This is a genomic window from Aquidulcibacter sp., from assembly GCF_044346625.1.
GTDB lineage: Bacteria > Pseudomonadota > Alphaproteobacteria > Caulobacterales > Aquidulcibacteraceae > Aquidulcibacter.
Genome location: NZ_JBIIYV010000010.1, coordinates 1 through 13108, shown reverse-complemented (window position 1 = coordinate 13108; position 13108 = coordinate 1). Strand labels below are relative to the sequence as shown.

Below are 13108 nucleotides of genomic sequence, written 5' to 3'. Positions count from 1 at the left end.
TGCACCTAACACCGTGCCGCGCAATTTAGAAGCCATCATCTTTACATCCAGCTTGGCTGGGTCTGTTTGTTGACCGCTTGCTAGGGCAAGCCGGTGCAGGATTTGGGAGCGTTAAAGCTATGAAAATCGAATTTACTTCCGGAACAGAGGCGAAGGCAGTCATTGCGTTTGTGGGCCAAGCCGACGGTCAGGCGGCGATGTCGCCTCCGGCGCAAAAGCTTGATCGCGCGTGCAAATCCCGGCTTTCGAAGGCTGTTGCCGCCGCTAAGTTCAATGGTGGCGCTGGTAAAGTTTTGACGGTTCACGCGCCTAGCGACACGCTCGATGTGGTGGTGTTGGTTGGCGTTGGTGACCTTGCAAAAGTTGATGGTGCGGTGCTGGAACGTGCGGCTGCCTCTGGTGCAAAGGCGCTTTTGACCTCTGGCATTGAAGTTGCCAGCGTGGCTCTGGCTGGCTGGAAAAAGGTTGCCAATGCTGCCCATGCAGCGCGAATCGGTTTTGGGGCTGCCTTGGCCGCCTATCGGTTCGACACCTATCGCACCCAGCTCAAGGCAGAACAGAAGCCCAGCTTGAAGACACTCAGCATTGATGTCCCCGAAGGCGGCGATGATTGGGCAGCGCACCAAGCCGTGGTCGATGGCGTCAGCTTCGCCCGTGACCTCGTTAACGAGCCTGCCAATGTGCTCCACCCTGAAGAATTCGCCAAGCGCTTGAAGGAGCTGAAGTCGCTTGGCGTAGAAGTCGAAGTTTTAGGTGAAGCGCAAATGGCTGCTTTGGGCATGCATTCGCTTCTGGGCGTCGGTCTGGGCTCAGCACGCGAGAGCCAGTTGGTGGTGATGAAGTGGCAAGGTGGTGGCGATGAAGCCCCACTGGCTTTGGTCGGTAAGGGTGTGTGTTTTGATACAGGTGGTATCTCGATAAAGCCTTCTGGCGGCATGGAGGATATGAAAGGCGATATGGGTGGTGCTGCCGCGGTCGCTGGGGCCATGCGCGCCCTTGCTGGTCGCAAAGCCAAAGCCAATGTCGTCGGCCTCGTTGGCCTTGTTGAAAACATGCCAGACGGCCTTGCCCAGCGCCCAGGGGATATTGTCACTTCTATGAGTGGTCAAACGATTGAGGTCCTGAACACCGACGCGGAGGGCCGCTTGGTTCTCTGTGACGTCATGACTTATGCACAAGAAAAGCACGCCCCGAAAGCCATGATCGACCTCGCGACCCTCACCGGGGCGATCATCATCTCGCTCGGCCATGAGTTTGCAGGGCTATTCTCAAACTCGGACGATTTGTCAGCTAAGATCACCAAGGCCGGGACTGTGGCCGAAGAGCCTGTGTGGCGCTTCCCGCTGACCCCAGCCTATAACAAGCTGATGGATAGCCCGATTGCCGATATGAAGAACGTGCAGCGTTCTGGCGGCGGGGCAGGTGCGGGCTCAATCACCGCGGCGCAATTCCTGCAGCGCTTTGTGAAAGAAGGCGTGGACTGGGCCCACATCGATATCGCGGGCACAGCTTGGAAGCCCGGCAATGATGATCCGCGTGAACCTTCTTGGGGCACGGGTTATGGCGTGCGTCTCTTGAATCGCTTGGTTGCGGACTCCTTTGAAGGCTAAAGTTCATGATCGAAACGGCGGCCGAAATCTGGTTCTACCATCTGGAATCGGCCAGCGTCGAAGAGACTTTGCCGCCGCTTATTGAGAAATGCCTAGATCGAGGGTGGCGCGCGCAGGTGCTGTCACCCTCGTCTGAGCGCTTGCAGGCGCTCGATAGCCACTTATGGACTTGGAAGCCTAACTCTTGGCTGCCTCATCAACCCCCGGAGGCTGAAGACAGTCACCTATCGCCGATAGAGCTGGGGGCCAGCCCTGTTGGCCAATCTGAACCTTCTGCCCGTGCCGAGGCTGTGTTTTTGCTTGATGGAGCCAGTTGGACCGCGACAGAGGGTGTTGCCCGGATATTTGTATTGTTTGATGGCCGTGACGCCGACAATGTCACTCATGCGCGCCAGCAATGGCGGGTGGCCAAAGAGGCTGGCCTTTTGCCGACCTATTGGAGCCAAGGAGAGGATGGACGATGGGCAAAGAATGGCTAATGATCCTCACGTTGGCCTTTGCCAGCGATCAAATTGCAAAGACTGAACCAGCCCCGACCACACCCCAGGCAGCCACACCTGCAGCTTCGGTCGCACCAAAAGCTCCAACTGTAGCGACTTCTGCCGCTCAAAAATCTTCCCCCCAAGTTCAGCCCAAGTGCGATGTTGGCCCCTATAAGTCGCTAGTTGGCCGCACCATCGGCGATGTGCTGACGCTTAAACTGCCACCGGGCACCCGAATTTACCGTTTGGGTGACCCCGTTACCCAGCCGGTAGCGCCGGGTCGGTTGAATATCGAAATCAACCGGGGAACAAGAGTTGGCAGGATATATTGCTCATAAGGCTTTCAACTCGCCGCCGGGACTGCTAGAGGCGCGCCATCCAAATCCAAGATTGCGCGCTCAACCGAGGGCGCGCTTGCTAACTTCTTAAGGAGGCCACTGTGGCACTCGAACGTACCTTCTCGATTTTGAAACCAGATGCGACCCGCCGGAACCTGACCGGTGCCGTCAATGCGATGATTGAGGCTGTTGGCCTGCGCATCGTTGCACAAAAGCGCATCCACATGACCCGCGCGCAAGCTGAGACCTTCTACGCCGTCCATAGCGAACGTCCGTTCTTCGGCGAACTGGTTGACTTCATGACGTCTGCTCCAGTTGTCGTCCAAGTTCTTGAAGGCGAAAATGCCATTGCCGCTTACCGCGATGTGATGGGTGCAACCAACCCAGCCAACGCCGCTGAAGGCACCATCCGCAAAGCACACGCGGTTTCGGTTGGTGAAAACACGGTCCATGGTTCGGACGCTGCTGAAACAGCCGCTCAAGAAATTGCACAATTCTTCGCCGGCAACGAAATCGTCGGCTAAGCCTCCGGTTTAAGCGATAATAAAGCAGGAAAGTGGCGGTCGCATAAGTGGCCGCCATTTTTGTTTGTAGGGCCTAGCCTAACAGCGCAATGCCACCTGGCTTGCCGTCCAGCATCGTGCGCCCGTCGACAAGTTTAGCTGAGCCTGACGCGACTGCCTGCACGCAGACGGGATAGAGGCGGTGTTCTTGCACCAGAACACGTGCGGCCAAATCATCGGGTGTGTCACCGGGCTTTATCAGCACTCCTGCTTGGCCAATGATTGCCCCTTCATCCACGCCTGCTGTCACCCAATGGACGGTACAGCCATGGATGGTAACACCGGCTTCCAGGGCTCGGGTATGGGTATGAAGCCCCGGAAAGTTTGGCAAAAGGGATGGATGTATATTGATCATCCGCCCTTCATAACGCGAGACAAAGTCTGCACCCATGATGCGCATAAAGCCTGCATAGACGATCAAATCCGGGCAGACTTCATCAATCATCTGAGCCAAAGCGGCATCAAAGAGGCTACGCTCTTTAAAGGCCTTGTGGTCTAGGCAGCGGGCCGTGATGCCTGCTTGTTCAGCACGCTGGAGGCCGTAAGCGTCAGGGCGGTTCGAAATCACGTGGACGATGTCATAGGCAGACTCAGCGGCACGGCTGGCATCGATCAGGGTCTGCAGATTACTGCCCCCGCCCGAGATTAGTACCAAGACACGCGCTTTGGTCATGCGGCGCGAACTTCGCCTAACACGATAGGGTCTTGGCCAAGCTCAAGCCAAAGGTCGAGCAGGGCAGGCACGTTTTCTGGCGCAACGCTCGCAACCAAGCCAATACCGCAATTGAAGGTGCGTGCCATTTCACTGGCGGCGATCCCCCCTGTTTCCTGCAGCCATTGGAAGACCGGCGGCAAAGTCCAAGCTTGTTCATCCAAGGCGGGAACCAGATGCTTGGGCAACATACGTGGAATATTGTCGGTCAAGCCGCCGCCCGTAATGTGGGCCAAGCCCTTGACCAGATCGGCCCGGATCGCCGGCAGCGCAGCGGCTGGATAGAGGGTCGTCGGGGTCAACAGCGCCTGACCCAAAGTTTGCCCTTCGCTAAATGGGCTTGCGGCTTCCCAAGATAGGCCACTGACCGCAACGACTTTGCGGATCAAGGAATAGCCGTTGGAATGAGGCCCAGAGGACGGCAAAGCCACGAGCACGTCGCCGGGCCGCATGCTGTCGAGTTTTGGCAAGACTTTGTCACGCTCTACAGCGCCCACGGTAAAGCCGGCGAGGTCGTATTTGCCCTCGCTATACATGCCAGGCATTTCGGCGGTCTCTCCGCCAATCAGCGCACAGCCCGCTTCTTTGCACGCGCGCGCAATGCCACTGATGACCGCTGTCGCCACTTCGAGATCTAGCTTCCCGCAAGCAAAATAATCCAAGAAGAATAGCGGCTCGGCACCTTGTGCCAAAACGTCATTCACGCACATGGCGACCAAGTCTTGGCCGATGCCGTCATGAATGCCTGCAGCCAGAGCGATCTCAAGCTTAGTCCCAACGCCATCGGTACCTGAGACCAAAATGGGATCAGTCATGCCAAGCGCTTTTAGGTCGAACAGGCCACCAAAGCCGCCGAGCGCCGCATCAGCACCACGACGCGCAGTCGCCTTTGCCAATGGCGCGATCCGTTTCACCAGCGCATCGCCCGCATCAATATCAACGCCCGCATCCTTATAGGTCAGGCCATTGGTTGGCAGCGTGCCGGGAGCGGCATCAGGACGGGGCGGCATGTGTGAGTCAGAAGTCATGCAAGCCCTATGATCGGCAACAGCTCTGACCGCAAGAGTGTGTTTCACGTTGGCCTGCATTCGCGCTATAGACAGATCATGACCCACACGCGTTTTCATGGCTTTATGCCCCGATGGATTGGTCCCTGTCTTGGATTGGGCCTGATCCTTCTCACCCCGTCCGCATTTGCCCAATCGGCGACCAGCCCCACCGCACCGGTGACGCAAACAGCCCAATCCAGCCTAAGTGCCTCAGCCATCTATTCAGACATAGAGGAGTGGGGCAAATTGCGCGGGGCCCTAAGTAGGCTGCAGGGTGTTTCAGTTTCTATCAGCGCGATCTCCATTGATGGTGCCCTGATCTTGTTTCGCTATGACGGCACCCCAGCTGACTTGCAGGCCATTTTGGCGCGTGCGGGCTTAGAGTTGAAACTCGATGGTGCCGGTGCAGTGGTGAAAGTCGCGGCTTCTTAAGTTTAGGCAATGCGATCTGCTTCTGGAAAGATACCCGACACCATGAGCCAAGCGCATCTGGATTTTGGAACGCCAAACTATGCTACTGAGGCGTTTGTCGTTTCAGAGGAAACCGCCTCTGCGCGGGCGGCTTTGGACCAGTGGCGCACGTGGCCCGGTGGCGTATTTTGTCTTTTTGGCGAGGCGGGTTCGGGTAAATCTCATTTGGGTGCTATCTGGGCTGAAATGGCCTCCGCTCCTGTGCTCAAGGGTGCCGATCTGACCCTCCAATTTGCCGAAGCACCCGCCGTACCAGGGAAGTTGGTTGCGTTGATCGACGAGGCCGATCAAGCCGACGAGACTGCTTTGTTTGCGCTATTATCGCGCCTTGAACGGGAAGGTGGGGCAGTTTTAGTGTTATCCAGACAACCGCCATCGCAATGGCCTTATCGTTTGGCTGACTTACAATCCCGATTGAAAGCCATAGCCACGGAATCTTTGAAGGCACCAGAGCAGAAATTATTGGCGCAACTCATCGTCCGATATGGCGCTGCAAAGGGCTTTAAACTGGATGAGCCTTCAGCCACCTATCTCGCAGCGCGGATCCCACGGACCTTTGAAGCTGCAAAAGCTGTGACTGCCTGTCTCGAAACAGTCGCGACTCCTTCACTAAAAACGCCTATGGCGTTAGCACAACGTGCGCTGCGCGCGCTCTATCCTAACGATTGGACCGATGAGCACGCGCAAAGCAGTGACTTATTTGAGGCTTAGCTGAGGACTTCTATGACCCAACCCACAGATTCCGATCCGGCACTGGGTGTTGAACCCTCGGTTCAAGGTTTGGCCATAACGCCAGATCAATTGGTGACCCGCAAAGCGCCGGTGCGTCAGACCAAGCCAAAGTCCCCAATCGTGCGCGGTCCCGATCCACAGCGCTATCTCAACCGCGAGTTGTCGTGGCTGGCGTTTAATGCGCGCGTGCTGGATGAATCTGAAAATCATGCCCATCCCATCATGGAGCGGCTGCGGTTTTTGTCGATCTGCGGCAGCAATTTGGATGAATTCTATATGGTGCGCGTGTCGGGTCTGCGAGAGCAGGTGCGCGATGGCATCAAGACGCCTAGTCAAGATGGTCTGACCCCGATCCAGCAATTGGCGCGCATTGATAAGGTCGCCAGCGCCTTGATGGATCGTCAGCAGGCCTGTTGGCGCGCCATCCATGCCGAATTGCGTGAAGTCGGCTTTGCCGTCGTCTCGGTTGAAGAGGCCGGCGAAATTGACCGCGAAACATTGCGTGATGATTTCTTGACGCAATTATTCCCGGTCTTGACGCCGTTAGCGATTGATCCGGCTCACCCATTCCCGTTTATCCCTAATCTTGGTTTTACCGTCGCATTCCGCTTGCGGCGAGAGCATGATGGCCGCCTGATGACGGCGCTGGTGCCGGTGCCTATGCAAGCAGCCCGCTTTATGCCGCTGCCCATTTTGGACGGTGTGCGCCGGTTTGTGGCGGTGGAAACCGCCATCCGGCTGTTCGCAGACACTTTGTTTCCGGGCTATGACGTTATTGGTTCGGGTGCGTTCCGCGTCATCCGCGATAGCGACGTTGAACTTCAAGAAGAAGCTGAAGACCTTGTGCGCCAAGCAGAGGCAGCCCTGCGCGAACGGCGCAAAGGCGATGTGGTGCGCCTGAAAATTGAAGCTGGCATGCCTGTGGACCTGCAAGCTTTCATTATCGAGCAATTGCGCGCCGCACCGAATGAAGTGGTGCGCGTCAACGGCATTTTGGGTATCGCGCAGCTTAGCCAGATCATTCCAGATGACCGGGCAGAGCTGAAGTTCAAACCCTATGTGGCGCGTTTCCCCGAACGAATCCGAGACTTTGGCGGCGATTGTTTTGCTGCCATTCGGGCAAAAGATATTCTCGTCCACCATCCGTTTGAGAGCTTTGACGTTGTCGTTCAGTTCTTGCGGCAAGCGGCGAGCGACCCCAATGTTCTGGCGATCAAACAAACGTTGTATCGCACCTCTACCGATTCCCCCATCGTCGCGGCCCTGATTGCCGCGGCTGAACAGGGCAAGTCCGTCACGGCCTTGGTAGAGATCAAGGCCCGCTTTGATGAAGAAGCCAATCTGAAATGGGCGCGCGACTTGGAACGAGCGGGCGTCCACGTCGTTTATGGCTTTGTGCATTTAAAGACCCACGCCAAAGTCAGTCTCGTTGTGCGCCGTGAGGGAACGGCATTGCGCACCTATGCGCACTTTGGCACTGGCAATTATCATCCCGTCACCGCGCGTGTTTATACCGACCTATCTCTCTTCACCGCAGACCCCGCCTTTGGCCGCGACGCGGGGCGTTTGTTCAATTTCGTCACCGGCTATGCCACCCCTGCCCAGATGGAAAAGCTGTCGGTTTCGCCCGTTAATATGAAGACTGTTCTCTTAGGTCTGATAGATAAAGAGATCGCGGCTGCCAAAGCAGGTAAGCCATGCGGAGTTTGGGCGAAGATGAATTCGCTCGTAGACCCTGTCGTGATCGAGAAGCTGTATGAAGCCAGCCAAGCTGGTGTACCAATCGACCTAATCATCCGTGGCATCTGTTGCTTACGACCAAGCTTCCCCGGCTTGTCGGAGAACATTCGCGTGAAGTCAATTGTCGGCCGTTTCTTAGAGCATTCACGCATCGTTTGTTTTGCCAATGGCGCGACGCTGCCCAGCCCATCGGCACGGGTCTATTTCTCGTCCGCTGACTGGATGCCGCGCAATCTTGATCGTCGTGTAGAGACATTGGTGCCGATTGAGAACCCGACTGTGCACCAGCAAATCCTTGATCAGATCATGGTCGCCAATTTGGCGGACGAGGCGCAAAGCTGGTCGATGCAGCCAGACGGCACCTATCAACGGGTTGTACCCGTCAATCAGGCAGAGCCTTTCAATGTGCATACGTGGTTTATGGAGAACCCCAGCCTCTCCGGGCGTGGCCGCGCCGCCAGCCTAACACGTCCAAATGCACCGCGCGCCAAAGCCCGCCGTAAGTCGACGCGCAGCAGCACCAAGGCCTGATATGCCGAATCGATTTGTTTTGAACCCGCTGCGCGACCAAGCGGTGATCGATATTGGCTCAAACTCTGTCCGTCTGGTGATTTACCGGGTGGAAGGCCGTGCCAATGCACCGATTTTGAACGAGAAAGTGCTGGCGGGTCTTGGGCGTGGGGTGCCTGAAACGGGTATGCTGAACCCTACCGGTGTGCGCAGAGCGCTAGAAGCCTTGCGGCGGTTCCGGCTACTAATTGACGCGATTGGGATTACAACCATTCATGCGGTTGCGACCGCTGCCGTGCGCGACGCTGTCGATGGTGCGGATTTCGTGAACCAAATCCGTAGCGAAACGGGCTTTGATGTTCGCGTTATTTCCGGACCTGAAGAAGGCCGTCTGTCTGCCTTGGGCGTTTTGGCCGGGGCACCTGGGGCAGGGGGCATTGCTGGCGACTTGGGAGGCTCTAGCCTTGAGTTGGTTGCCTTAAGTCCGGAAGGACCTGGCAAAGCTGAAAGCTGGCCTTTGGGCCCTTTAGCCATGGGCGTTACGGACAATTTCGACGTGGCGGACATGCGACAACGCATCGACAACGTGCTGACCAAATCCGATGTCCTGCCACTTGGGCGCGGAACGGAATTGCACGCGGTTGGTGGCGCTTGGCGGGCCATTGCCAAGATCGACATGATCACCCGCAATTATCCTCTGCAAGTTCTGCACAATTATGCCATGACGCGGGCCGAAGCGATCACCATTTGCGACTTTGTGTCGGGTCAAAGCAAGCGCTCTCTGGAACGCATTGATGGCTCAACCGGGAAGCGGGCAGAAACCTTGCCTTATGCTGCAACTTTGCTGCGGGCTCTGCTCGACTTTGGTGCGTTTGACAGCGTCATCATCTCCTCTCACGGTCTTCGTGAAGGCATCTTGATGGAAGAATTGAGCCCGCAAGAGCGCGCACAGGACCCGTTGGTGGCCGGAGCTATTGCCATGGTCGGCTCGGACCCCCGCATGCGCGAATTTGGCGAAGCCTTGTTCTGGTGGGTGATGCCCGTGTTCGAGGATTTGCCGCGGCTGTTCCCAGACCGTCGTGGTGAAATTTTGCGCGCAGCAGCCTGCATGCTGGCTGATGTTGGTGCCACCTTGCACCCCGATGACCGCGCCCGGATTGCCTTTGAAATCGTCCTGCGTGCTCCTTATCCTGCTGCCTCCCATATTGAGCGTGTCTTTCTGGCCCGCGTCTCCGCCCGCCGTTATGGTGCCAAGCTCGATGAGATTGAGCCCAATCTGGTCAAGCGCTTGTTGGATGAAGAACGTCTGGTGCGTGCGGATGCTTTAGGTGCTGCCATCCGCTTGGGCGCGGAATTGTCTGGAAGGTCAGCGCAACTTCTGACCCAAACCAAGTTGAGCCATCGCGATGGGAAATTGACCCTGTCAACAAACCCAGAGTTTAAGGGGCTCTTTGCAGAGCAAGCACTTAAGCGCCTCGATCAACTCGGCCAAATTCTCAAGACGCCTGTGGCGACTTTGGTGGAGTAGCGAAAGAAGCTTCAAGCCGCTTCATCGCCATCCGTCTCAGGTTCATCTTCGACGATCGCATCCGCCGCCACATCAAATACGCGCACGCGCTTGCCCTTCATGACAAGGCCAATTTCCCCGCGCTTAAGACGCAGCGCCTTTTCGCCAAAAGCTTCGCGCCGCCAACCCTTCATGGCCGCCACATCAGCAGCGTCGCTCGCCGCTATCTCTTCAAGGTCTGAGACGGTTGCGAGAAGCTTAGACGCCACGCCCAAACGCTCCGCCTCACAGCGCAGCAGCACTTTCAACAATTCTACCACAGGGCCAAGGCCAGGGGGAGAGGAGGGTGGGCGTTCTGTTTTAGGCGCAAATTCGGCTGGATTTTCCAAAGCCTCGTTTAGAGCTTCCAGCAATTGCACGCCCCCTTTTGACCGACCAAAGCCTTTTGGCAGAGCACGCATGCGGTCCATGGCATCCGCATCGCGTGGGCGTTGTTCTGCGATTTCAAAGATGGCATCGTCCTTCAAGATACGGCCACGCGGCACGTCGCGCTCTTGCGCAAACCATTCCCGCCAGGTCGCAGCGGTGAAGAAGGCAGCTAGATAATCTTGCGCAAAACGCTTCGGCTTCAGGCGTTTCCACGCATTAGCTGGCGTAGTGTCATAAGCAGCAGGATCGACAAAGGCCTTCATCTCTTCCCCGACCCAATCAGCCCGCCCTTTGCGCTCCAGCTGAGCCGCCATCTTCGGATACAGGTCGCGCAAATGGGTGACGTCGGCCAAAGCATAAGCCAATTGGTTTTCCGACAAGGGCCTGCGGCTCCAATCGGTAAAGCGGTGCGACTTATCAACCGGCCGCTTCAACAAAGCCATCACAAGGCCATCATAGGCAATCTGCTCACCCAGACCCAAAGCCATAGCCGCTGTCTGGGTATCAAAGACGGGCGCGGGCAGTTTGCCCGCCATCAAGCGATAGAAGATTTCCAAGTCCTGACGCGGCGCATGGAAGACCTTTAACACCTGATCGTTGGCCAGAAGTTCCAAGAACGGATCAAGCGAGAGCCCTTCGATCAGCGGGTCGATCAAAATCTCAACTTCGCCGGCTGCTGCTTGAATCAAGCAGAGCATCGGCCAGTAGGTGGTTTCGCGCAGAAACTCCGTATCGACCGCGACAAACTCATGTTGGGCAATGGCGGCGCAGGCTTCGGCCAGCTCTTGGGTCGTTTGGATCACTTTCATGCGATCTCGTATGGAGTGGATTGACATAAAGTGCGAGAGCCAGAGCCGGTCTCGCGGCTAAAATAATGCAGAACAGGCCAGATTGGCACTTTGGTGCAACACGTCTGGTGCCAAAAGGCGCGAGACCTAACCTTATGGCCGCGCTATATGCCCTCCTTTCTTGACCTTTTGGTCGTCACGCGGTCTATCGCGCACTCAAACAAACTCATTGAATCGGCACTCACCCATGTCAGCCTTTCGTACACACACTTGCGGCGCGCTTCGCGCCGATCATGTTGGCCAAACCGTCAAGATCGCCGGCTGGATTCATCGCCGTCGCGATCATGGGGGCGTAGCCTTTATCGATCTGCGCGACCATTACGGCATCACCCAGATTGTGTGCGGGCCAACCAATCCAAGCTTTGATAAGCTAACCCGCTTGCGGGCAGAAAGCGTCATCGGTGTGGAAGGCGAAGTGATTGCCCGCGACCCTTCTACTATTAACCCCGATCTTGCAACGGGTGGGATAGAATTGCGCGTCATCAGCGTCGAAGTGCACTCTGAAGTCACCAACGAATTGCCGGTGCCTGTCTTTGGTGAGCCCGATTATCCTGAAGACATCCGCATGCGTTATCGCTTCATCGATCTGCGGCGCGAGACCTTGCACAACACCATCATGTTGCGCTCAAAAATGGTCAATAGCTTCCGTAAGCGCATGATGGACCAAGGCTTTACCGAGTTTACCACACCCATCCTGACGGCTTCCAGCCCTGAAGGCGCGCGCGACTTCTTGGTGCCAAGCCGTCTCAACCCCGGCAAATTCTATGCGCTGCCCCAAGCGCCCCAGCAGTTCAAACAGCTGATCATGGTTGCGGGCTTCGATAAATATTTCCAGATCGCCCCCTGCTTCCGGGATGAAGACCCCCGTGCAGACCGTTCGCCAACGGACTTCTATCAGCTGGACGTGGAAATGAGTTTTGTGACACAAGACGATGTGTTTGCGACCATGGAGCCGGTGATCGCGGGCGTGTTTGAAGAATTTGGTCAAGGCAAGAAGGTCGACCGCGATTGGGTGCAGATTTCCTACAAGGATTCCGCGCTGTGGTATGGCACCGACAAGCCAGATTTGCGTAACCCGATCAAGATGCAAGTGGTGAGCGAGCATTTCAAAGGCTCGGGCTTTGCCATTTTTGCAAATCTCTTGGAACAATCCGGCACGCAAATCCGCGCCATCCCAGCACCAGGTGGCGGCAGCCGCAAATTCTGTGACCGCATGAATGCCTTCGCACAGAAAGAAGGACTGCCCGGCATGGGCTATATCTTCTGGCGTCAGGCCGAAGACGGCTCTGGCCTAGAGGCCGCAGGCCCCTTGGCGAAGAATATTGGACCAGAGCGTACTGAGGCCATCCGCCAGCAATTGGGTCTTGAGTCGGGCGATGCGGCCTTTTTCTTGGGTGGTAAGCCACAGGCGTTTGAGCGCATTGCGGGCAAAGCCCGCATGGTGATTGGCGATGAACTCGGCTTGACCGAGACCGACCGCTTTGCCTTTGCGTGGATCGTCGACTTCCCGATGTATGAAGCCGATGAAGTCACCGGCAAGATCGACTTCTCGCACAATCCGTTCTCTATGCCGCAAGGCGGTCTAGAAGCCCTGCAAGGCGATCCATTGAGCGTCTATGCCTATCAATATGATCTGGCCTGCAATGGCTATGAATTGGTCTCGGGTGGTATTCGCAACCATAAGCCAGAAATCATGTTCAAGGCCTTTGAATTGGCTGGCTACCCAGCTTCAGAAGTTGAAGCCCGCTTTGGCGGCATGGTGAATGCCTTCCGCTATGGCGCGCCCCCACACGGCGGCTGTGCGGCCGGGATTGAGCGGATGGTGATGCTGCTGGCTGGCACCGCCAACATCCGCGACGTCATCATGTTCCCCATGAACCAAAACGCCCAAGACTTGATGATGGGCGCCCCAACCCTACCAACCCCGCAACAATTGCGCGATTTGGGCCTGCGGGTCGTGGCGGATGATAAGAAAGCCAATAGCTAGGACTTTCCTGTTCAATGTCATCAAGTCAGTTCAGCATGTGAGATGTGGACTGGTTTGAGGACAGCATTTGCGATGGTTACGAGTTTTCGGGCTACGGCGGCGAGAGCGAGTTTTTTTGGTTTTTTGTTGC

12 protein-coding genes are annotated in these 13108 nt (G+C 56.6%); 9 read left to right on the top strand and 3 right to left on the bottom strand.

Translation table 11 applies throughout. The annotated features are described in order from the left end of the window. Positions 1-119: 119 nt before the first annotated feature. From ACIQ20_RS04570 to ndk, 4 genes are all read left to right on the top strand, one after another. On the top strand, positions 120-1610 hold the full coding sequence (locus ACIQ20_RS04570) for a leucyl aminopeptidase (protein WP_395777806.1): 1491 nt from the start codon (positions 120-122) through the stop codon (positions 1608-1610). Between the two features lie 5 nt (positions 1611-1615). Continuing rightward, a complete protein-coding gene (locus tag ACIQ20_RS04565) occupies positions 1616-2089 on the top strand; it encodes a DNA polymerase III subunit chi (RefSeq protein ID WP_395777804.1) in 474 nt (157 codons plus the stop codon). Next, positions 2089-2430, top strand: a complete 342-nt coding sequence (locus ACIQ20_RS04560; RefSeq protein WP_395777802.1) for a hypothetical protein — start codon at positions 2089-2091, stop codon at positions 2428-2430. Before ACIQ20_RS04565 ends, ACIQ20_RS04560 begins: the two co-directional genes overlap by 1 nt. A gap of 101 nt (positions 2431-2531) precedes the next feature. Further along, positions 2532-2954, top strand: coding sequence for a nucleoside-diphosphate kinase (gene ndk, locus ACIQ20_RS04555; protein WP_313586489.1), 423 nt, complete (start codon positions 2532-2534; stop codon positions 2952-2954). A gap of 73 nt (positions 2955-3027) precedes the next feature. Here the strand turns inward: ndk and purN are convergent, their stop codons facing one another. Both purN and purM read right to left on the bottom strand, forming a co-directional pair. Beyond that, a complete protein-coding gene (gene purN / locus ACIQ20_RS04550) occupies positions 3028-3666 on the bottom strand; it encodes a phosphoribosylglycinamide formyltransferase (RefSeq protein ID WP_395777800.1) in 639 nt (212 codons plus the stop codon). Continuing rightward, positions 3663-4733 (bottom strand): phosphoribosylformylglycinamidine cyclo-ligase, encoded by a 1071-nt coding sequence (gene purM / locus ACIQ20_RS04545; RefSeq protein ID WP_395777797.1) that lies wholly within the window; start codon positions 4731-4733, stop codon positions 3663-3665. The genes purN and purM overlap by 4 nt, the downstream gene beginning before the upstream one ends. A 78-nt stretch (positions 4734-4811) precedes the next feature. Here purM and ACIQ20_RS04540 point away from each other — a divergent pair, with 78 nt between their 5' ends. Genes ACIQ20_RS04540 through ACIQ20_RS04525 form a run of 4 tightly spaced genes read left to right on the top strand, consistent with a single transcriptional unit; the run spans position 4812 to position 9735 of the window. Beyond that, positions 4812-5186, top strand: a complete 375-nt coding sequence (locus tag ACIQ20_RS04540; RefSeq protein WP_395777793.1) for a hypothetical protein — start codon at positions 4812-4814, stop codon at positions 5184-5186. A gap of 42 nt (positions 5187-5228) precedes the next feature. After that, complete coding sequence (locus ACIQ20_RS04535) at positions 5229-5936, top strand: hypothetical protein (protein ID WP_395777791.1); 708 nt, start codon at positions 5229-5231, stop codon at positions 5934-5936. 12 nt (positions 5937-5948) lie between these two features. Continuing rightward, positions 5949-8228 carry an RNA degradosome polyphosphate kinase gene (locus tag ACIQ20_RS04530; RefSeq protein ID WP_395777789.1) on the top strand — a complete coding sequence of 760 codons (2280 nt, stop codon included), beginning with the start codon at positions 5949-5951 and terminating at the stop codon, positions 8226-8228. A 1-nt stretch (position 8229) separates the two neighbouring features. Next, positions 8230-9735 carry a Ppx/GppA family phosphatase gene (locus ACIQ20_RS04525; RefSeq protein ID WP_395777787.1) on the top strand — a complete coding sequence of 502 codons (1506 nt, stop codon included), beginning with the start codon at positions 8230-8232 and terminating at the stop codon, positions 9733-9735. Between the two features lie 11 nt (positions 9736-9746). Here the strand turns inward: ACIQ20_RS04525 and rnd are convergent, their stop codons facing one another. Next, complete coding sequence (gene rnd / locus ACIQ20_RS04520) at positions 9747-10952, bottom strand: ribonuclease D (RefSeq protein ID WP_395777785.1); 1206 nt, start codon at positions 10950-10952, stop codon at positions 9747-9749. Between the two features lie 226 nt (positions 10953-11178). Here rnd and aspS point away from each other — a divergent pair, with 226 nt between their 5' ends. Beyond that, positions 11179-12978, top strand: coding sequence for an aspartate--tRNA ligase (aspS, locus tag ACIQ20_RS04515; protein ID WP_395777783.1), 1800 nt, complete (start codon positions 11179-11181; stop codon positions 12976-12978). The last annotated feature ends 130 nt before the right edge of the window (positions 12979-13108 follow it).